Origin of the sequence: Chryseobacterium sp. BIGb0232, from assembly GCF_024810195.1 — a bacterium.
GTDB classification, from domain to species: Bacteria; Bacteroidota; Bacteroidia; order Flavobacteriales; family Weeksellaceae; genus Chryseobacterium; species Chryseobacterium pennae.
The window spans coordinates 200,122-223,071 of sequence record NZ_JANUEH010000010.1 but is presented as its reverse complement, the minus strand read 5'-3'; the positions used below and the strand labels follow the sequence as shown (position 1 = coordinate 223,071).

12 protein-coding genes are annotated in these 22,950 nt (G+C 37.8%); all 12 read left to right on the top strand.

The features are described 5' to 3' along the window. The coding region (locus M2372_RS20005; RefSeq protein ID WP_259081178.1) for a non-ribosomal peptide synthetase at positions 1-12,501 on the top strand (12,501 nt) is incomplete at its 5' end. A 60-nt stretch (positions 12,502-12,561) separates the two neighbouring features. Next, on the top strand, positions 12,562-13,284 hold the full coding sequence (locus M2372_RS20000) for a thioesterase II family protein (protein ID WP_123320272.1): 723 nt from the start codon (positions 12,562-12,564) through the stop codon (positions 13,282-13,284). Between the two features lie 32 nt (positions 13,285-13,316). Continuing rightward, entirely contained in the window at positions 13,317-14,540 is a 1,224-nt protein-coding gene (locus M2372_RS19995; protein WP_123320273.1) for a TCR/Tet family MFS transporter, read from the top strand. A 238-nt stretch (positions 14,541-14,778) separates the two neighbouring features. Beyond that, the gene (locus M2372_RS19990; protein WP_148060789.1) at positions 14,779-15,681 is read left to right on the top strand and encodes a GyrI-like domain-containing protein; all 903 of its coding nucleotides are present in this window, start codon (positions 14,779-14,781) and stop codon (positions 15,679-15,681) included. A 194-nt stretch (positions 15,682-15,875) separates the two neighbouring features. Then, positions 15,876-18,122, top strand: coding sequence for a TonB-dependent receptor (locus tag M2372_RS19985; protein WP_123320275.1), 2,247 nt, complete (start codon positions 15,876-15,878; stop codon positions 18,120-18,122). 47 nt (positions 18,123-18,169) lie between these two features. Next, positions 18,170-18,829 carry a hypothetical protein gene (locus M2372_RS19980; RefSeq protein ID WP_123320276.1) on the top strand — a complete coding sequence of 220 codons (660 nt, stop codon included), beginning with the start codon at positions 18,170-18,172 and terminating at the stop codon, positions 18,827-18,829. Positions 18,830-19,129: 300 nt separating this feature from the next. Then, complete coding sequence (locus M2372_RS19975; RefSeq protein ID WP_115968599.1) at positions 19,130-20,461, top strand: 2TM domain-containing protein; 1,332 nt, start codon at positions 19,130-19,132, stop codon at positions 20,459-20,461. Continuing rightward, positions 20,448-20,756, top strand: a complete 309-nt coding sequence (locus M2372_RS19970; RefSeq protein ID WP_123320277.1) for a 2TM domain-containing protein — start codon at positions 20,448-20,450, stop codon at positions 20,754-20,756. The genes M2372_RS19975 and M2372_RS19970 overlap by 14 nt, the downstream gene beginning before the upstream one ends. A gap of 96 nt (positions 20,757-20,852) precedes the next feature. Further along, complete coding sequence (locus M2372_RS19965; protein WP_123320278.1) at positions 20,853-21,422, top strand: isoprenylcysteine carboxylmethyltransferase family protein; 570 nt, start codon at positions 20,853-20,855, stop codon at positions 21,420-21,422. A gap of 132 nt (positions 21,423-21,554) precedes the next feature. After that, positions 21,555-21,845, top strand: a complete 291-nt coding sequence (locus M2372_RS19960; protein WP_115968593.1) for a 2TM domain-containing protein — start codon at positions 21,555-21,557, stop codon at positions 21,843-21,845. A 23-nt stretch (positions 21,846-21,868) separates the two neighbouring features. Further along, positions 21,869-22,141, top strand: a complete 273-nt coding sequence (locus tag M2372_RS19955) for a 2TM domain-containing protein (protein ID WP_123320279.1) — start codon at positions 21,869-21,871, stop codon at positions 22,139-22,141. Between the two features lie 60 nt (positions 22,142-22,201). After that, positions 22,202-22,945, top strand: a complete 744-nt coding sequence (locus M2372_RS19950; protein ID WP_123320280.1) for a LytTR family DNA-binding domain-containing protein — start codon at positions 22,202-22,204, stop codon at positions 22,943-22,945. The last annotated feature ends 5 nt before the right edge of the window (positions 22,946-22,950 follow it).

Here is a 22,950-nt window from a genome sequence, read left to right as displayed (position 1 = left end):
ACAGAAACTACGGTATGTGCTACATTACATCATTATAACGAAGATGAAAATCCGGTGAATATCGGAGGTCCAATTGGAAATATGACGGCTTATGTCTTGGATAATCACCACCGAATAGTTCCTGTAGGCGCTATAGGAGAGCTTTATGTAGGCGGAGCCGGAATTGCCAGAGGCTATCTGAACAGATTGGATCTTACCGAAGAACGTTTCATTACGAATCCTTTCCAGACAGAAGATCAGAAATCAAAAAGAGAGAACGGACGTTTATACAAAACCGGAGACTTAGTACGCTGGTTATCCAATGGAGAACTTGAATACATCGGAAGAAATGACTTCCAGGTTAAAATCCGTGGGTATAGGATCGAATTGGGAGAGATTGAGAATCAGCTATTGGGTTATCCTGGAATCAGTCAGGTTGCAGTTTTAGCCAAAGAAAATACTTCAGGCTTAAAATACCTTGCAGGCTATTATGTTTCTGAAAATGAGATAGATTCATCTTTACTGTCAGAATATCTGTCAGAATCATTACCAGAATATATGGTTCCATCAGTATTTGTTCACTTACTCTCTTTACCCCTTACAATCAATGGTAAATTGGATAAGAAAGCATTACCTGAGCCAGAATTTACAGGCAGTAAAAACTATATTGCACCGGAGACAGATCTTGAAAAACAGCTTGTTGCAGTATATGGTGAAGTATTAGGAATTAATGCTGAAACGATCAGTATTCATGATGATTTCTTCCGATTAGGAGGAAACAGTATCATGGCCGTTAAACTAATCAGCAAAATCAGACAGGAGCTGGATCTGCAGGTCAATGTAGGCATGGTGTTTAATCATAAAACTGTGGCCTCTCTTTCCTATGCTTTAGCTCATGAAAATCATAACGAAAATGGAATAAACATAGTTCCTGTTAAGGTAAATTCCCCTGAAGAGCAACGATTGTCCTTTGCCCAGGAAAGACTTTGGTTTATAGAATCCTATGAAGGCGGAAGCAGTGCCTATAACATTCCTATTATTACAAGATTAGATGACAGTATTCAGCTGAATCTTTTTGAGGAATCTTTGAAAACGGTAATAATGCGTCATGATATACTTCGGTCAATGATTCATACTACTGAGAACGGAATAGGATATCAATTAGTTACAGACCTTGTTCCTGAGATTAAAATTTCAGAAGTAAATAACGAATCAGAATTGGAGCATGCTGTCAACAGATGTGTGAATAAAGTTTTCAGCCTGGATGAAGAAACTCCTGTAGAGATTAATATTTTCAAACTTGCAGGGCATGCCTATCTGTCTATTGTTGTTCATCACATTGCTTTTGATGGCTGGTCTATAGATGTTTTCTTAAAAGAAGTAGCTTCCATTTACTATAGTCTTTCTGATGGAAAAGAACCGGAACTTCCTCCGGTAAAAGTTCAGTATAAAGACTTTGCATTATGGCAGCGTGAGTATCTTTCAGGAGATCGTCTTGAAAATCAGATTGGATATTGGAAAAATAAACTGGATGATTTCCAGAACCTGGAATTGCCTTCAGATTTCAAAAGACCATCTCAAATATCCTACGAAGGAGAAAATCTTTATTTCAACCTGAATACAGAGCAGGGAGAAAAACTTAGAGCCCTTTCCCAAAAGTTAGGCGTAAGTCTGTACAGTGTAATGCTGGGAGGTTATTATCTGATGCTGTCTGCTTATTCCGGACAGGACGATATTGTGGTGGGAAGCGCGATAGCGAACCGTCACCATGCGGGCCTTGAGGAGATCATCGGTTTCTTTGTCAATACCTTGGCTTTAAGAGAAAAAGTAGATCCGGCACAGAATATCAGTGATTTCATTCTTCAGGTATCAAAATCAGTCAATGAAGCTCAGTCTCATCAGGATCTTCCATTTGAAAAACTGGTGGATGAGCTTGGCGTGGAGCAGGATACTTCAAGACACCCTGTTTTCCAGGTAATGTTTGGACTTCAAAGTATTGATGGAGACGTTAAAGCCAATAAGGAAGAAGCATTATTCCATCCTTTTACCGGAGAAGTAGATTATAAGGCTGCTAAATTTGATCTTACCACAATGATTGACGATGACGGAGAAAATATCCGGATCATGTTCAATTATGCGAAAGCTTTATTTAAAGAAGAAACCATTATCCGAATGGCAGGTTCTTATCAGCTTCTTTTAGATCAGATGATAGACACCAATCCGGATCAGACACCAATCCGTAATCTTTCACTCATATCAGAAGAAGAAACACAGCAGATCATCACAGAATGGAATGCCACGCAGGAAGACTATTCATCAGAAATGACCATTCATCAGTTATTTGAATATCAGGCAGAAAAAAATCCTGATACAATAGCTTTGGTATACAATGATGTTAAACTTTCATATCGTGAACTGAATGAAAGATCCAACCGTTTGGCTAATCATCTGATCCATCAATACCAGATTCAGCCTGATGATCTGGTACCATTATGCCTTGAAAGATCCGAAAATATGCTGATTGCAATTCTTGCCGTATTAAAGGCAGGAGCAGCTTATGTACCAATGGACCCATCCTATCCTGCAGACAGAATAGGTCACATCCTGGAAGATACCCAGGCAAAATTGGTCATTGCACAGGAAAGTACCATCGATAAATTACAGAATATAAACCTCATTTCACTTGATGAAGTTACCCTTAAAGCAACACTTGAAACAGAAGTAACTAATAACCCTGTTACAGAAGTTTATTCAGGGAATCTGGCTTACGTGATCTATACCAGTGGAACCACGGGACTTCCTAAAGGAGTAATGATCGAGCATAAAGGAGTAATAAACCTCATCAGATCAATGATAAAGGCTCACCAGCTTGACGAATATCAGGAAGTAGGATGCTATTCCAATTATGTATTTGATGCCTTTGTGTATGAAGCATTCCCAGTATTATGCAACGGAAATTCCCTATGGCTATACAACAATGAGCTTAGAACTTCAGTGAATGAGCTTAATGATTATATTAAAACCAATGCCATAGAAGTTTCCTTTATTCCACCAGTTTTGTTGAGAGAAATTGTGGAAAATGGAACAGGTTTAAAACTGATCTTCGCAGGAGGAGAAAGTTTCCCGGCATTGGATAAAAATATTGAAAATATTACCCTTGTCAACGAATACGGGCCAACAGAAGGAACGGTATGTGTTACACTGCACGATTACAAAGAAGATAAAAACCCGTTGAATATTGGGGGAGCGATTGCCAATACAACTTTATATGTTCTTGATGCTCAATATCGCCCTGTTCCTGTAGGAGCTGTAGGTGAATTGTTTATCGGAGGGGCAGGTATTGCCAGAGGTTATCTGAACAGGCCTGAGCTTACTGAAGAGCGTTTTATGGTAAATCCGTTCCAGACCTCGGAGCAGAAAGAAAAAGATGAAAACAGTCGTTTATACAGAACCGGAGATTTAGTTCGCTGGTTACCAAACGGAGAACTGGAATACAGAGGAAGAAACGACTTCCAGGTGAAGATTCGTGGTCATAGAATTGAGTTGGGAGAGATAGAAAATACCCTGCTTCAATTGGAAGGCATTCGTCAGACGGCTGTTTTGGCAAGAGAAAATAAATCAGGAGTAAAGTATCTGGCAGCTTACTATGTTTCAGATTCAGCTATGGATGCTGATCAGCTTTCAGAATATGCATCAGAATCTCTTCCGGAATATATGGTTCCAGGTGCTTTTGTTCACTTAGCTGAACTTCCGCTTACCATTAATGGAAAGCTGGACAGAAGAGCATTACCTGAACCTGAATTTACAGGTGGTAAAGACTATGTAGCCGCTGAAACAGAACTTCAGTCACAGCTTTGCCAAATCTATGGAGATGTTCTGGGACTTGATCCTGATACCATCAGTATTCATGATGATTTCTTCAGATTAGGAGGAGACAGTATTATCAGTATTCAGCTGGTAGGAAAGATCCGCCAGCAGCTAGAAGTAAGAATAAGTGTAAAAGAAGTCTTTACTGCCCGAACGGTAGCCTCACTGTCTCAGCTTATAGAAGATAAAAAACATGGAAGTGAAGCCAATATTCTTACCGAGCAGGGAATTCTTACAGGAGAAGTTCCGCTTCTGCCGGTACAGGAATGGTTCTTTGAGCAAAAAGAATCCGGTTACCTTACAGCATTCAATCACTGGAACCAGGCATTCATCATTAATGTTCCGAAGCTTGACAAAAACCTATTTGAACAGGCTATAGACTTATTACTGACGAAACATGATGCCTTCAGATTGGGATATACAGGTCATACTCAGGAATATAAATCAGGAGAAAATGCTCCTGAAATCAATTATCTTGACGCGTCTGATCTGAAACCGGAAGAACTGGCTGATATATTCACAGACTGGCAGTCCCATTTTGATATTGAAAACGGTTCACTATATCAGATTGGATATGTTGATGGTTATCAGGATGGAAGTGCAAGAATATTTTTTGCATTCCACCACCTTATTATCGATGCCGTAAGCTGGAGAATCCTTACCGAAGACCTGAAGAATATCTATCAAACCCTTGAAAAAGGAGAAAATTATCAGGTTCAGAAAGGAAGCAGCTACCGTCAGTGGGTAGAAGCCATCAGAAGCTATAAAAAAGAAACTCCGGAATCCAGAGATCAAGAAACCACGTATTGGAATCATATTGCTGATATTGTTGAAGAAAGTAATTCAACATTATCTAAACTCATTACAGGAGAATACCAGCATGGTCACCTTCAATTGGATAAAGAATCCACAGGAACTCTGATTCGTGGAATACATCATGTATACCATACTCAGATCAATGATTTGTTGCTTTCAGCTTTAGCACAGGCTCTTACAAAGGTTACGGGGGATAAGTGTCATGCTATTCTGTTGGAAGGTCATGGACGTGAAGAAGTATTCAGCCAGTTAGATATCACTGAAACGATGGGATGGTTCACCACCATGTATCCGGTACAGCTGGAATCAGGAAAATCATCAAAAGACACCGTTATCCTGACCAAAGAATCTTTGAGAAGCATCCCGAATAATGGAATCGGTTATGGTAGCCTGGTAGGCTATACAAACCGTGGATTACCGAAGATCAGTTTCAATTACTTAGGCCAGCTTGACAAAGAAGATGTATCAGGTGAGAAAACATGGTTCATTGCAGCCGAAGATACCGGAGCAGGAGTTGGAGCTTCCAACCGTGACAGTCATTTCGTAAGTATCAATGGTGCAGTTGTCGACGGTCAGCTTCGCTTCGGAATTTCAGGATACCTTTCAGCTGAAAACATTACCCTTTTATCCGAAAGCTTCAAACAGAATCTGGAATCCATTATTAAGAACCTTTCAGAAGAGAACAGAAGCTACCTTACGGGATCAGATGTAGATCATGTGGTGGAAAAGACTCAGCTTTCAGCGATTCAGGAAAAAGGAGAAATAGAAGGAGTATATCTTGCCAACAGCTTACAGGAAGGATTTGTCTATCATGCCCTGAACCAGGGAGAAACAGATGACGCCTACAGAGTACAGCTGATGTGGGAGTATCGTGCTAAAATAAATACAGAGAAATTAAAAAATTCATGGAAATTAACCCAGGCACAATATCCAACCCTTCGTGTCAGATTTGACTGGAATGGAGAAATCGTACAGGTAATAGACAAAAAAGGAGAATTAGACTGGAGATATCAGGATATCAGTGCTCTGTCTGAAGAAGAGCAGGAAAAATTGATCAAAGAAATCACTCATAACGATCGTTTTGAAGGATATGACCTGACCAAAGGAAATCTGTTCAGAGTCTATCTTTTCAAACGAAATGAAGAATATTACAGTTGCCTGTTCAGTAACCATCATGCTATACTGGATGGATGGAGTATGCCTGTGATGATGAATAGCGTTCATGAGGCATATCTGAGCCAAGTGAATAATGAAGAATATGTGCTGTCAATAGACCAGGCATATGCCGCGAGTCAAAAATATTTACAGGTCAACAAAAAAGCTGGCCGTAGCTTCTGGGATCAGTATATGACTCTTCTTGAAGATCAGGAAGATCTGAAAAGCCTTGTAAAAGAAGATCAAAGACAGATAGATTTAGGAACTTATCGTCATATCAGAGATCATCAGAAAGTAACAATGTTGATAAACGGAGACAGATATCACCATTTGAAAGACTTTACGAAAGCTCATGGGCTAACAGTAAATGCTGTATTGCAATATTTATGGCACAGCCAGTTAAAACTGTATAGCGGATTGCAGACAACAGTAGTAGGAACTACTGTTTCCGGAAGAAGCTTACCTGTGGATGGTATAGAATCCTCAGCCGGATTGTATATCAATACCTTACCGTTAATTGTTAATCATGAAGACAGTCGTGTCATAGATCGTATCATGGAAATTCAAAACAGGATCAGTGATCTGAATACCCATAGTGACATCAACCTTGCAGAGCTTCACCATGACGGACGTCGTATCTTCAGCAGCTTATTTGTGTATGAAAATTATCCTGTTCCAAAAGGAGAAGGAAGCAATGAACTTGGTTTTATATTCAAAGATTCGGTGGAAAAACTGGATTACCCTCTAGGAATAATGGCTTCAGAACAGGGAGAAAGTGTATTGCTTAAACTGAACTATGAAGGCGCTCTTTTTGAAAACAAAACCATGAAGCAGCTGATGGATGGGATGGAAATTATTCTGAATCAGATTCTTGATAATCCTGAAATGACATCCGATGCCCTTTCTTATATTTCAGAGAGCCAATGGGAGCAGATGCTTACCTGGAATGATACCCAATTGAGCTATCCGTCAGATAAAACAATTCACAGCCTATTTGAAGATCAGGTGTTGAAAACTCCCGATAATATAGCTCTGGTCTATGAAGACGTAAAACTTTCATATCATGAATTGAATGAACGCTCAAACCGCCTGGCCAATTACCTGATCAAAGTTTATGACATTCAGCCGGATGATTTAATCCCTTTATGCCTGGAACGCTCAGAGAATATGCTGATTGGAGTTCTTGCCGTATTGAAGGCCGGAGCAGCGTATGTTCCAATGGATACTTCTTATCCGGCAGAAAGAATAGAATATATCCTGTCAGATACCAAGGCCAAAATTATGCTGGCTCAGGAAAGTACAGCAGAGAAATTACAGGGTATGAATGTAGATGTTATTTCCTTAGATAATACCTCATTCAAGCAAATCATTGAAAAAGAAAATGCATCCAATCCGGTTACAGCTATTAAGCCGGACAATCTTGCCTATGTCATCTACACCAGTGGAACCACGGGACATCCAAAAGGTGTAATGGTAGAACATACAAGTGTAGTGAACCGTATTGTCTGGATGAATGATACCTATCCTTTGGTACCAACAGATAATATCCTGCAGAAAACGCCTTATACATTTGATGTTTCCGTTTGGGAATTATTCTGGGCTCATTTTTATGGGGCATGTATCGTATTTGCACGTCCGGAAGGACATAAAGATCCAGAATACTTAGCTGAAGTTATTCAAAAGACCGATGTGACCATTTTACACTTTGTACCTTCTATGTTAAGTGCCTTTGAGGAAACATTAGACACTAAAGAAGAGTTGCAGGCTATGGTAAAAAGCTTAAGATACATTTTCTGTAGTGGAGAAGCTCTACCATTAAAACAGGTACAGGATGCACGAAGATTAATGAGCCATGCTGAGATTCATAACCTTTACGGGCCAACGGAAGCTACCGTGGATGTTCTGTATTATGACTGTAATGATCCCGCTATTCAGAACGTATTGATTGGGCAGCCGATTGCCAATACAGCAGTATATGTGCTGGACAAATTCTTACATCCGGTTCCTATCGGAGGCGTGGGAGAACTGTACATTGGCGGTGTAGGAGTTGCCAGAGGATATCTGAACAGACCGGAGCTGACGGAAGAACGCTTCATTGCAAATCCATTCCATACAGATAAAGAAAAAGACGAAGAATATAACGGGACCTTATATAAAACAGGAGATTTAGTAAGATGGGTGTCCGGTGGAAACATAGAATATCTGGGTAGAAATGACTTCCAGGTGAAAGTGCGTGGTTTCCGTATCGAACTTGGGGAAATTGAAAATGCTCTGGTAAAATATTCCGATATCCGCCAGGTAGCAGTATTGGCCAAAGAAAATAATGCAGGTGTAAAATATCTCGTAGCCTACTATGTTTCTGATAACGAGTTAAATGATGAACAATTGACTGAATTCCTGTCTGCAACATTACCGGAATATATGGTACCAAACATTTTTGTTCATCTGAAAGCATTACCTGTTACCCTTAATGGAAAACTGGACAGAAAACAGTTACCGGAACCGGAATTAAAAGGAAGTCATGAATATACAGCGCCAGAGAATGAATTGCAGGAAAAACTATGTAAGGTTTATGGTGAAGTATTAGGAATTGAAGCTGAAACGATCAGCATTAATGACGACTTCTTCAGACTAGGCGGAAATAGTATTATGGCAATAAAACTGATCAGTAAGATCAGGCTGGTACTGGAAATGCAGGCTAACGTCGCAATGATATTCAATCATAAAACTGTGGCTTCTTTATCGGCGGCGTTAATGGAAAATATTCAGGAAGATCAGATCACTATTCTTCCTTCACAAGTAGATTCGTTGGAAGATCAACGATTATCTTTTGCCCAGGAAAGACTTTGGTTTATAGAATCCTATGAAGGCGGAAGCAGTGCGTATAACATTCCGATGACGGTTACTTTGAGCAGAAAAACTGATATTCCGGCTTTACATAGAGCTTTAGAAACTGTAATCCAACGTCACGAAGTACTTCGTACATTCATTCTGACTACAGAAAATGGGGTTGGTTATCAGGTGGTAACTGACCTTCTTCCGGAAATCAGAACTATAGAAGCAGGAAACAGAGAAGAACTGGAGGAGCTTGTAAACAGAAGCGCTCATAAGGTATTCCGTCTGGAAGAAGAGATTCCTGTTGCAGTCAATATTTTCAAGTTAGATAATATCAGCTACCTGTCAGTAGTCATTCATCACATTGCTTTTGATGGATGGTCTACCGATATATTCCTGAAAGAAGTGGCTGAAGCTTATCATGCCATTGCCGGAGGAAAACAGCCGGAGCTTCCTGAATTAAATATTCAATACAAGGATTTTGCATTATGGCAGCGAAACTATCTTACAGGAGAACGTCTAGATAACCAGATTAACTATTGGAAAACAAAACTGGATGACTATCAGAGTTTAGATCTTCCGGTAGATTTCCACAGACCGGCTGAGATTTCTTATGATGGAGATACTGCTAGATTTAATATCCCTGAAGCAATGGCGCTTGGATTGAAAGACATTTCTAGAAATCTTGGAGTAAGCTTGTACAATGTCATGTTAAGTGGTTATTATCTAACTCTTTCTACTTATTCAGGACAGGAAGATATTATAGTAGGAAGCCCAATCGCTAACCGTCACTATGCTGGTCTTGAAGACCTTATTGGGTTCTTTGTGAATACATTAGCATTGAGAGAAAAAATTGATCCTCAACAAAATATAAAGGATTTCATTCTGCAGGTGTCAAAATCAGTCACAGAAGCTCAGGCTCATCAGGATCTTCCATTTGAGAAACTGGTGGAAGAACTGGGAGTGGAACAAGATACTTCAAGACATCCGGTGTTCCAGGTGATGTTTGGCCTTCAGACCAGTAATGCTGGAGGTGTTGCAGCTCAGGAAGAGGAGGTTATTTTCCAGCCTTTTGATGGTGACGTAGATTATCAGGCAGCGAAATTTGATCTGACAACAATGATTAACGAAAGTCCTGAAGGAATTCAGATGTCTTTCAACTATGCTACCTCTTTATTTAAAAAAGAGACAATAACCCGTATAGCAAACACTTATCAACACCTGTTGGGCCAGATTGTACAGATTGAAAAATCCAATACAGATCATCTGAAAATAGGAGAGTTATCTCTTCTTTCAGAAACAGAGAACAGACAGATTACAGAGATATGGAATGATAACAGAAAAGCATATCAGGATAAAGCTACAATTCATCAACAATTTGAATATCAGGCTGCCAAAACACCTGATGATATGGCATTGGTATATCAGGATGTTAAACTATCTTACAATGAACTGAACGAAAGAGCAAATCAGTTGTCAAATTATCTCATCAAAGAATACAAGCTTCAGCCTGATGATCTTGTTCCATTATGTCTTGAACGTTCAGAAGATATGCTAGTAGCAATTCTTGCGATATTAAAGGCCGGAGCAGCTTATGTTCCGATGGATCCTTCTTATCCTGCAGATAGAATCAGTCATATTTTAAAAGATACGGGAGCTGAGGTGATTCTTATTCATGAAGAAGTAAAAGACAAATTCAGTGAGGTTTCCTTAGAGGTGAATCTGGTTTTATTGAATGATAAAGCATTAATTGAAGAACTGTCAACAGCAGAGACTCATAATCCTGTTTCCCGTGTAAAGTCAGACAATTTAGCGTATGTGATCTACACCAGTGGAACCACAGGACTTCCTAAAGGAGTAATGATTGAACATAAAGGGGTTATCAATCTGATCGATGCAATGACTGAAGTTCATCAGCTTGAAAAATACAAAAATGTAGGAGTCTATTCCAATTATGTATTTGATGCCTTTGTGTATGAAGTATTCCCGTCTTTATGCAACGGAAATACCCTTTGGTTGTACAGTAATGAGCTTAGAACTTCAGTGAATGAGCTTAATGACTATATTAAAACCAATACCATAGAAGTTTCCTTTATTCCACCAGTCCTGTTGAGGGAAGTTGTGGATAACGGAACAAGTTTACAGTTGATCCATGCAGGAGGAGAAAGTTTCCCGGCGTTGAATAAAAACATCGAAAATATTACCCTTATCAATGAATACGGACCAACAGAAGGAACAGTGTGTGCTACGCTTCATGATTACAAAGAAGATCAAAACCCATTGAATATTGGTAAAGCAATTGCCAATACAACCCTATATGTTCTTGATGCTCAATATCGCCCTGTTCCTGATGGAGCCGTAGGAGAGCTGTACATTGGAGGAGCGGGTGTTGCCAGAGGGTATCTGAACAGACCGGAACTTACTGAAGAACGCTTTATGGTTAATCCATTCCAGACAGCTGATCAGAAAGGAAAAGATGAAAACAGCCGTTTATACAGAACCGGAGATTTAGTACGCAGGCTGGCTAATGGAGAATTGGAGTACATGGGAAGAAACGACTTCCAGGTGAAGATCCGAGGACATAGAATTGAGTTGGGAGAAATTGAAAATACCCTGCTTCAATATCCGGGCATTCGTCAGGCAGCCGTTCTGGTGAAAGAAGACAAAGGAAATATGAAATATCTTGTGGGATATTATGTTTCCAATCCGGTAATTGACCCTCTCCAGCTGTCAGAATTCTTATTGAAATCACTTCCGGAATATATGATTCCTAATGTTTTTGTTCATTTAACAGCTTTACCGTTGACGATTAATGGTAAACTGGACAGAAGACAGCTTCCAGAACCTGAATTTACAGGCGTATCAGAATATGCAGCTCCGGAAAATGAGCTTCAAAGACAGATTGCAGTAATTTATGGAGAAGTATTAGGTCTTGATGCTGAATCTATCAGTATTCATGATGATTTCTTCAGAGTAGGTGGAAACAGCATTATGGCGATAAAACTGATTAGCAGAATACAGCTGGTATTGGATGTAAAAGTGAAGATTGTAGATGTTTTCAAAGAAAGAACCATCAGTAAGCTGGCGGCTCTTATTACAAAATTCGGTAAAGAATACAGAACAGTATCCATCCTGAATGCAGTCAATAACAATCCGAATATATTCTTTATCCATCCAGGAAACGGAGGAAGTGAAGTATATCAGTCCCTCGCAGAACAACTGAAAACCAGCTATGACTGCTATGGCGTGGATTCTTATAACCTCTATCATGAAGAAAAGATTGATAACCTGAATAAACTGGCAGGATATTACCTGGATCACATCATTCAGATACAGGAAGAGACCCAGCAGGAAGAATATATTTTACTGGGATGGTCTCTGGGTGGAACCATTGCGCTGGAAATAGCTTCTCAACTGGAAAAACGAGGATGCAAGAAGATTAAAGTCTATCTGCTGGATACCATTTTCTATGCCTCAGATCAAAAATTAGTCAACTTCCTTTCATTCCCTTCCGATGAAGAATTGAGCAGCAAATTGGAAGTTCCTGTAGATCACAGCCATTTTATTGCTACAAAAAGCTTTATGTCGGCAGAGTTTACCATTGCAAGAGAACACATTTCTAATAGCCTTGGTTTTACAAAAGTGGTCTTATTAAAAGCAATGTTGGGCGGAGAAGGATTTGACGAATCATTTAATAATTATATGATGAATTGTACCTATAACAATGTAGACTCAGTCATAGAAAATCAGGAACTGTTATCAGTATATCCTGTGGAAGCTGCACACCAGTTTATGTTAGAAAAAGAAGAACAGATCATCGATATCATTAATAAAACAGTTGGAAAATAAAACAGGATGGGAGATCATTTTCTCCCATGCTTTTATGTAGAACTATAAAAGGAAACCCCCATGAACAGAACAAAATCATCAAAACCACAGATATTTTTATTGCACTATGCCGGCGGAGACAGGAATTCCTTCCGTCCTTTAATAGAAGGGCTGCAATCCCATTTTCAGGTAGAAACTCCGGAACTTCCGGGAAGAGGTGACCGGATGGCAGAGCCTCCTTTAAAAAATAAACAGGAAGCCATTGCTGATGTATTGGAACAGATACAACGGGTAAGACAGAAAGATGTTCCGTATTTGATCTATGGCCACAGTATGGGAGCGATATTGGGGCTGGAAATTTGTCATGCGATGGAAAAAGAGAGTGATGGTCCCGTACATTTTGTTGCTACAGGGTATCCGGGCCCCGGAATAAAAAATACACCTCCTATTGCAGACCTTCCCAAAACCGAATTCTTTGCAGAAGTAAGAAAACTGGGTGGGATTTCCGATGAGGTAATGCAATATGAGGAATTATTAGACTTTTTTGAGCCCGTATTGAGAAGTGATTTTGGACTTTTGGAGAACAAAAGCAATCAGATTCCCGATATAAAAATACAGACACCCATTTATGCCATAATGGGGAAAAGTGAAAAATATGCACTGAATATAAGAAACTGGGCCAACTACACGGAAGCAGAATGTGAATGCCAGATTGTTAACGGAAACCATTTCTTTATCAATCAGAATTTCAACTATCTGTCGCAGGTCATTAAAAATCTTATGAATACTGCAACAGCTAAATGATAAAATATCATACTCACCCATAAAGCAAATCTATGCCTGGAAAAAAAGAACACGCGCTAACCTTTATCTATATCACAGTACTGATTGATATTATTGGAATAGGAATTATCGGGCCGGTATTGCCTACCCTGATTACAAAACTGTCCAACGCAGACAACATAAGTATTACGGCTCAGTATATCGGCTGGTTTATATCCGTATATGCTTTAATGCAGTTTTTGTTTGCACCGGTTTTAGGAGGGCTAAGCGATAGATATGGACGCAGACCCGTACTTTTATGCTCATTATTAGGACTTGGAATTGATTATCTCATTCTTGCGCTGGCACCTGATATTGCATGGCTGTTTGTAGGAAGGGTCATCAATGGAATTATGGGCTCCAGTATGACAACAGCAGCAGCGTACATCTCAGACGTCAGTACCCCTGAAAAAAGAGGACAATATTTTGGAATCATGAGTGCCGTTGCTGGGGTAGGAATGATTATTGGGCCACTTATTGGTGGAGTTCTCGGACAATATGGAGAAAGAATCCCCTTTTATGCTGCCGCCGGATTAAGCTTACTTAATCTTGTTTATGGCTTTTTTGTGCTCCCGGAATCATTATCAGAAAGCAATCGCCGCCCGTTTTCCTGGAAAACCGCCAACCCGATTGGAGTCATGAAAAGCCTGGATAAGAAAATACTGGCCCCTGCATTTATCATTGCCTTTATTTTGATTGCTTTAGCAGGACATTCTGTACAAAGTTCCTGGAGTGTATATGTGATGGATAAATTTAATTGGAAAGAAGATATGATAGGCTATTCAATGGGGTTTTTGGGGCTGCTGATGGTGATCTTTCAGGGTGGTTTGATTGGGCTGTTTATCAATAAATTAGGGCAGAGGAAATCTGTCATTATTTTCCTGGCGTTCTTTTGTCTGAGTATGCTGTTATTCGGGATTGCTAATAAAGGCTGGATGATGTTTGTTGTCATAGCGATTTATGCCCTCGGAGGAATGGCATCCCCAATACTTCAGGCCATGATTTCCTCAAAAGTTCCGGATAATAAACAGGGATTATTACAGGGCGGACTTACCAGTGTTCTCAGCTTAACCTCTATTTTCGGGCCATTGCTGATGACATGGATATTTGCTTATTTTACCTCTCCCCGGTCACCCGTTTCTTACAGCGGTGCACCTTTTATTTTTGGAGCTATTTTAGCCGTAATTGGTAGCTTTTGTATATACATAGCTATGAAAAAAGACAAGGAATTGAAGTAAAAAATCAAGCAAATGAAAGATAATCAGTTGTTTATTCTATGAAAGAACACTTTGATGATCCATTCGTTTCATCAAATCAACGGAGTTGATTTCATCTTTGCCTCCTAAAGTCTAAAGTCTACGGAATCAAAATAAAAACTTTGCGTCTAAAAAAATTATAGAGTACCATTATTTAGCAATAATAGACAATAGAAATGCACTTAAGATCAATACCTTTGTGATTCTACATCTTTTTATTTTGGAAGAATATAAAAAACGGATTGTAAAAATTATACAATATATTGATGCAAATCTTGACGCTGACCTCTCTCTTGAAAAAATTGCAGAGATCAGTGCCTATTCTCCGTTTCATTTTCACAGAATATTCAAGCTGATAACAGGAGAGACTCTTCAGAATTTTATTATCAGAAAAAAAATAGAAAAAAGCGCTTTTTTTCTGGCAGTAAAGAAAGAGATGGAAATTAAGGAAATCTATCTTGATCTTGGATTTTCCAATCACTCTGTTTTCAGCAAAACCTTTAAAAAATACTACGGATTGCCACCATCCGAATTTCGCAGAACAGCTCCCAAAGCATTTCACAAGATTTTACAAACACAAAGCAAGAACGGACAAATTGATACGGTTTTCAGCGAATACATTTGCACTATTGAAAACCTGTTAAATTGGACAGCAATGAATTTAAAAATTGAAGTAAAAGAAATGCCGGAAATGAATCTGGCAGCAGTAATGAGCCTTGGAATTGCGAATGTAGAACATTCTTATAATGTGCTGATAGACTGGGCAAAGAAGAAACATCTGTTTACACGGGAAGAGGTGAAAATGATCTCTGTGTATCATGACAGCTTTAAAGTAACCCCTCCCGATAAGGTCAGGATTCATGCCTGTATGCTTTTGGATGAAAAGTCAGAAGAACCAACAGGGGAAGTTTTTTCAGAAACTATAGAAGCTGGAAAATTTATTGTAGGAAGCGGTGAGGTTACCCTTAACGATTTTGAACAATGCTGGGTATCATTGTTTTTATGGATGAATGAACATAACTATTCTACAAGAAGAACTTTTCCGTTTGAGATCTATCATTCCAACTTTAAAGAACATCCGGAGGGAAAAATGATCGTGGACTTCTGTATCCCCATTCAGTAGTTAATACTGAATGTTTTAAACCGGAAGTAATGAAGATAATGGATATTAGTTATTATGACCAAAAGTAACTTCCAGCCTCCTTTCTTCCAGCGCCCAGCATTTTTTACCATTCAGTAACTAAAGAATGCCTTTCAGTAATATTTTTTTTACAGAAGGGCATTTGTCATAGTATTTTTGATCCAGAAATAATAACCATGAAAACACAAGGACATAAAATATTCTTCCTGATAGCTCTCACAACCTTTGCCCTGGGATATTCCCAGATAAAGATATCAGGAAAGGTAACCTATAAAAATAAAGGAATAAGTGAAGTAAATATTACCTTAAAAGATACTTATGACGGAGCAACCACAGACGCGCAGGGCAATTTCTCCTTCGAAACTTCAGAAAAAGGAAGCCATAAAATAACTTTTACCCATCCTAAATATGAAGACATTGAAAAAGAGATTGGTATTGAAAATCAGGATATAATAATTAATGCAGATCTTAAAGAGCAAATCAGTGAAATAGATGCCGTAGTGGTTTCTGCAGGTTCTATAGAAGCCAGTGACAGAAAGAGAGCAACGGCCTTGCTTAGTCCTCTTGATATTTATACCACTGCCGGGGCAGACGGACAGATAACATCGGCTTTAACCTATCTCCCTGGTGTGCAGAAAGTAGGAGAGTCTGAAGGTCTTTTCATCAGAGGAGGAACAGCTTCTGAATCCAAAATTTTTATGGATGGAAGTCTTATTAATAATTACTTTTCGAACTCTGTTCCTGGAATTGCAGGAAGAGATCAGTTCAATACTTCTCTTTTTAAAGGAAATATTTTTTCAAGTGGTGGATATTCAGCGTTGTACGGTCAGGCTCTTTCAGGAGCTTTAATGTTGGAAAGTGTTGATCTGCCGGATCAAAGTTCTTATAACTTCGGGGTTTCTCCTATTTTTCTGAGCGGTGGATTTCAAAAACTGGGAGAACAAAAAAATTATTCATACGGTGCCTCTCTGGGCTATTCTCTTCTGAGTCTTATGCAGAATGTTTTCCATTTTAATACAGACTTTATTGATGCTCCACAGGGGCTGAACGGAGATGTTAATTTTAGATTCAAAACAAAATCAGGTGGTTTTTTTAAATATTACGGAATGTTTAACTCCAATAAAATGGGTGTAAAAACAGAAAGTCTGGAACCGGAATATGAGTTTGGGCTTGTGAGGTTAAAAGGTAAAACGATGTATCATAATCTCTCTTTCAGACAAAAATTCGGAAAATATCTTCTGAATGTAGGAGGTTCTTACTCTTATAACCAGTCAGATCTTAATTTTTCTACAGAGACCAATGAGATAGAAGATAATCACACAAAATTGCTGACTGATGGAAATTATGTGAATTTTAAAACGGTTCTTGAAAGAAAAATCAACAGAATCAGTGCTGTAAGAGGTGGTTTTGAACTGAATAATACTAATGAAAACCTGAACTTTGAAACTGTTCAGAAAAATTATAAGGATTTGATTTCCTCTGCATTCATAGAAACGGACCTGGGATTTAGCAATGCACTGTCTGCAAAGATCGGAGTAAGAGCAGAAAACTCATCTTATTTGGGTAAAAGTAATATAGCTCCCCGTTTTGCACTGGCATACCGACTTTCCGATAAATGGACTACCAATATAGCTTATGGAATCTTCTACCAGAATCCGGAAAGCAAGTATATCAATGGGCCGGCAGCTCTTGATTTTCAGAAATCACAGCATTATATTTTCCAGCTTTTGAGAAGCTCAGAAGGAAGAAGCCTGCGTTTTGAAGCTTTTTACAAAGAGTATGATCAGCTTATTAAAACCTATAGTATTCTGCCTGGAAAACAACAGAACCAACAGATTCAGACCGCTCTGAATAATGATGGATACGGATATGCAAAAGGCCTGGAATTGTTTTGGAGAGACAATAAAAAGACATTCAAAAATATAGATTACTGGGTAACGTATTCCTTTTTAGATTCAAAAAGAGATTTTATCAATTATCCCGTAAGTCTGAAACCCGGTTTTGCCGCAGAACATACACTTTCGGCAGTGGTGAAAAGATTCATTCCGGAATGGAAACTGGGCGTAAATTTATCCTATACCTATGCTAAAGGCCGCCCATACTATGATATTGCTACAGAGCTTAAAAATGGAGAAGCCGTTAACTATACAAGAAATGAAGGCAGGCTTAAAGATTACAATGCTTTGAATATTAGCTTTAATTATGTTCCCAGTATCGGAAAAAAAGATGCAAAATCATTTACTGTCTTTGTTTTGAGTATTTCAAACGTTCTTGGATCTAAAAATGTATACGGATACAATTTTTCAACCAACGGATCAAGAAGTTCAGCAGTAGTTCCTCCAGTAAATACTTTTGTCTTTGTAGGGGCCTTTTTCAGTTTTGGAGTCGATAAAACAGAAGATGCCATCAATAATAACTTATAAAAACATAACTTCGAATAAATAATTAACCAACTTTAAAATTTGATATCATGAAAAAATACCTTTTAAGTTTTGCTTTAGTTTTAATGAGCTTAACTGCTTTTGCACAGACAGATTATGAAAAAGTAATGGCTGAAAAAATTGCAAAAATAGAAACCTGTAAAACCCCTGAAGATTTTCAGACACTGTCTAATGATTTCCAAAGAATAGGAAGTAAAGAAAGTTCGCAGTGGTTACCTCCATATTATGCTGCATTTTCTCAAATCCAAAAAGGAAGAGTGATGATGAGAAACGGCAATACTCAGGATCTGGATGGGGTGGCAGCACAGGCTGAAAAATATCTTGGTACCGCACAAAGTCTTGCCGGAGCAGATAATGCCGAGATTCACCTGTTGAAAAAGATGGCTTATTCTTTAAGAATGATGGTTAATCCGCAGCAACGTTTCATGACAGATGGAGCAAGAGCTTCAGAAGAACTCAGCAGAGCCGAAAAATTAGATCCTTCAAATCCGAGAATTACCCTTATTAAAGCTGAAGATATCTATTTTACACCCGAGCAGTACGGAGGAAGCAAAAGCAAAGGGGTAGAAATGTTTAAAGAAGCAATCACAAAATTTAATGCATATAAGTCTAAAACGTCTCTGGATCCGAATTGGGGAAGAGGAGAAGCAGAATACTTTATGAGTTTACCAACAGAAAATAAAAAATAATCTAATAGAGACTCCCAATAAGTCAAAAAATAAGACTTTGTAGTCTAATTATGAAAAAAGCACCCTACCGCAAAGGTGCTTTTTTAATGTTTTTATACAAAAGAAAGGGTTATTTTCATTAAAATATTTGTTTTTCAATGAATAATTTATTGGGTAATATTTTTTGATTATTGAATTGTTAATTTGCCATCCGGGACACTCTATTGAGATATACCATTCAGGGATAAAAATGAACCCTTCGGTAAGAAATAGTTTTTGGTACCTATAATAAAAGCTAATTTTGAATCAAGAAAACGAATCATGAAGCGTAAAGATATTATAACAATGTTTTGGATCTCATTCATCGTCTCTATGTTTTTCTTTTTTGCCTTTACAGGAGAGAAAAATCTGGAAAACTTTGGACTTACTATTCTCATCTCATTATTGTATACCGTTGTGTTGGGAGGAGGAAATGGATTTTTGAATAATTTTCTCAACAAAAGATTTCCCTGGTCTGATGAAACCTCCAAAAGAGCAGTAATAAGTATTGTTTCCGTTATTGTTGTTAATATTATATTAGTCTATTTCTGTAATTATATTAATTTTATATTGATTCAGAAAGGAGCAACTACAGAAGAGTATTTTTCAGGGAAATATAATCTTGCCAATTGGTTTACCATCAATATAGCATTGCTTATTTCGGCCTTTCTTCATGCGAAAAGCTTTATGCAGGAACTGAAGAAGACTTCCAGAAAAGAAGTGGTGGAGCAGAAATTGATCGCAAAATCAGCCAATGCACAGTTTGAAAGTTTAAAAAACCAGCTGGATCCTCATTTCCTTTTTAATTCTTTAAATGTTCTGAGCTCTCTGATTGATGAAAATCCTCATCAGGCACAGAAGTTTACAGCTTCAATGTCAAAGATTTACCGGTATGTACTTGAACAGAAAGATAAAGAGCTGGTTACAGTGGAGGATGAAATAGAATTTGCCAAAACCTATTGTGATCTTTTAAAAACAAGATTCGAAGACAGTGTTGATTTTATTTTTGATGTTAAAAAAGAAGACTTCCGGAAATATGTAGTGCCTTTGTCACTGCAGCTATTGTTGGAAAACTGTATCAAACACAATTTTGCCACCTCTTCAAAGCCATTGATCATCAGAGTTTTTTCAGAAAATGATATCCTTTGCATTGAGAATAATTTACAGGTAAGGGAGCAGATCAAAGAAAGTTCCGGAATAGGATTGGCTAATATTGTGCAACGTTATTCTCTGCTTACTAAAAGGAATGTTTTCATAGAAAAGGCAGAAGATTATTTTAAAGTAAAACTTCCGATGTTGGCCAGTAAACCCAATATTGTCAGTGAACAGCCGGATAATGATCTTAAAGCTTATAAAAAAGCACAGAAGAGAATGAAAGAGATCAAAGATTTTTATATCAACCTGATTTCTTACTGTATTGTGATTCCCTTTTTGATCTTTATTAATTTTTTTACCAAAAGCACATTCCATTGGTTTTGGTTTCCGGTATTTGGCTGGGGAATTGGGGTAGCCACTCATGCATTTCAGGTGTTTGGAGTTGGAGAATCCTGGCAGGAAAAGAAGATTCGTGAAATTATGAATAATCAAAAAAATAATAACGATGGAAACATTTGACGAAAATGATATTCAATATCAGAAAGCTAAAAGATATGTTGAGAAATTAAGAGGCTTTTATGCCCATCTGTTTGTCTATATTGCCGTGAATGCAATGATTGTTTTTTACAATTATAACCAGCTGAAACCCGGAGAAAGCTATTTTCAGTTCAAAAATTTCTTTACGTTTACTTTCTGGGGAATCGGACTTGTAACCCACGCAGCAGTCGTTTTTTTATCAAAAAACAGCTATCTGCATACCTGGGAAGAGAAAAAGATCCGTCAGCTGATGAAAAAAGAGAAAAGAGATCTGTAAGATCAGCAAACCTACAGAATAACCAAACTGTCAGATTGCTGAAATAACAGATGATTTTCGTTCATATTTTGAATAAACCTTCTAATATCAATCGAAATGACTGCTTTACACACCCTATATGTAATTTCCATGGTTGCATGGTTTTTAAGCGAGTTTTTTTATAAAAACATGCTGAAATCCGGTAAAGACGATAAAAAAGACAAAGATAAATCTACCCTTAATATTCTTTGGCTGGCCATTCCTTTTTCAATTGCCGCAGCCGTAATGATTTCCAATTTATCAACACTGCCGATAGCTCATGGAAACTGGATCATGTATGTAGGAGAGACCTTCATTCTTATCGGTATTATTTTCAGGTTTATTATTATCAGATCTTTAGGGAGATATTTTACCGTAGATGTTACCATTAAAGAAGATCACAAAATAAAAAAAGAAGGGTTTTATAAATACCTGAGACATCCCTCTTATGCATTTTCTCTACTGACGTCCCTTGGATTGGGGCTCTATCTTAATAACTGGATGTCCCTGGTTTTTGCTTTTATACCTCCGTTTTTAGCCTTTGCTTACAGAATTAAAATTGAAGAACAGGCTCTTGTAGAACAGTTCGGGGGGGAATACATTACCTACAGAAAGAATACGAAGAAATTGATTCCATTTATTTTCTAAAGTTTAAAAAGTTCTTTTTTACCATTCAGGAAGCTTAATCTACCGTTCGGTAATATAAAATTGATTTGAGGCTCTTTTCCGACATACATTTGAATCAAGAAAAAGACAAATCAACCTTTAAAAAAAACAATTATGGAAACTTTTAATAAAGAAACAACTGCTTACGAAAGAGCATCAAAAAGAGTAAAAGAACTTAAAGAATTTTACGGGAATATTACTTCTTACTGTATTGTGATTTCCTTTTTAGCTTTTCTAAATCTTATAACATCTCCGGGATATTTATGGTTTTTATGGCCCATGCTTGGATGGGGAATCGGAATTGCATTTCACGCTGTAAATGTATTTGGAATCGGCAAAAGCTGGGAAGAAAAGAAAATAAAAGAGCTGATGGCTGAAGAGAAAGGAAAAATTAAAACATTATAATACCATAAAAAAAACAATAGATCATGAATTATAATACAGCATACAACAGAGTTCAGCAATTGAAAAAGTTTTATAAAAACCTGATGTGGTTTGGCATTATATCCCTAATTATTCTAGGAGACGATTGGTTTAATGATGAACTGCGTTACCAGATATTTGGCGGGCATTTATTTTTAGGGATCTGGGCATTGATTCTGATAATGAAAGCCACTTCATTATTTATTTTTAATGGTGAATGGGAAAAGGAAATTATAGAAAAAGAAGTGGGGAAAAATAAAAAAACAATAGATCTTTAAACCTGACTATTTTTTATCTAATTTTATTTGCCAAATTTTAAGAATAAAACTATCAACTTAATGATCAAAACCGTTATTATCGAAGATGAAAAACCTGCTTCAAGGAAATTAGAAAGAATGTTGAGTCATTTCTCTGATATTGAGGTGGTTGCTAAAATAGAATCAGTAGAAGAGGGGGTAGCCTGGTTTTCTGAAAACGAGCACCCACAGCTGATCTTTTCAGATATTGTTCTTGGAGACGGATTGTCATTCGATATCTTTGAAAAAGTACCTACCAAAGGCTTTATTATTTACACGACAGCATTTGATCAGTATACTTTAAAAGCTTTTAAATTAAACAGTATCGATTATCTGCTGAAACCAATTCTTGAAGAAGATCTTTCAGGAGCTGTAGAGAAGTTTAAATCATTCATCCCCTCCAATAATGACATTGGATCCCAGGATATCAAGCAACTGATCAGAAAAGAAAAATCTGTTCTTTCAAGGGTTTTAGTGAAAATTGGTTATAACCTGAAAATTGTCCAGACCCATGAAATAAGTTGTTTTTTCAGTGAAAATAAGATCGTTTATCTTCAGACTGAAGACCGTTCTTATCCATCAGATTTTACCCTGGATGAACTCGAAGATATTCTGGATGAGAAAAAGTTTTTTCGGGTTAACAGGCAGTTTATCATCAATTCTGATTATATCAGAAATATCCATACCTCACCCTATTATAAAGTAGACCTTGAATTTCAGCCTCAGGAAGAAATTACCATAAGCCGGGACCGTGTCAAAGACTTTAAAGACTGGCTTGTAAGCTAACTCTA

Bases quoted from the DNA above. Each gene is read 5' to 3' on its own strand.
- M2372_RS19995 (WP_123320273.1), top strand. From the start codon at position 13,317: ATGCCTGGAAAAAAAGAACACGCGCTAACCTTTATCTATATCACAGTA.
- M2372_RS19985 (WP_123320275.1), top strand. From the start codon at position 15,876: ATGAAAACACAAGGACATAAAATATTCTTCCTGATAGCTCTCACAACC.
- M2372_RS19960 (WP_115968593.1), top strand. From the start codon at position 21,555: ATGGAAACTTTTAATAAAGAAACAACTGCTTACGAAAGAGCATCAAAA.
- M2372_RS20000 (WP_123320272.1), top strand. From the start codon at position 12,562: ATGAACAGAACAAAATCATCAAAACCACAGATATTTTTATTGCACTAT.
- M2372_RS19965 (WP_123320278.1), top strand. From the start codon at position 20,853: ATGACTGCTTTACACACCCTATATGTAATTTCCATGGTTGCATGGTTT.
- M2372_RS19955 (WP_123320279.1), top strand. From the start codon at position 21,869: ATGAATTATAATACAGCATACAACAGAGTTCAGCAATTGAAAAAGTTT.
- M2372_RS19970 (WP_123320277.1), top strand. From the start codon at position 20,448: ATGGAAACATTTGACGAAAATGATATTCAATATCAGAAAGCTAAAAGA.
- M2372_RS19975 (WP_115968599.1), top strand. From the start codon at position 19,130: ATGAAGCGTAAAGATATTATAACAATGTTTTGGATCTCATTCATCGTC.
- M2372_RS19980 (WP_123320276.1), top strand. From the start codon at position 18,170: ATGAAAAAATACCTTTTAAGTTTTGCTTTAGTTTTAATGAGCTTAACT.
- M2372_RS19950 (WP_123320280.1), top strand. From the start codon at position 22,202: ATGATCAAAACCGTTATTATCGAAGATGAAAAACCTGCTTCAAGGAAA.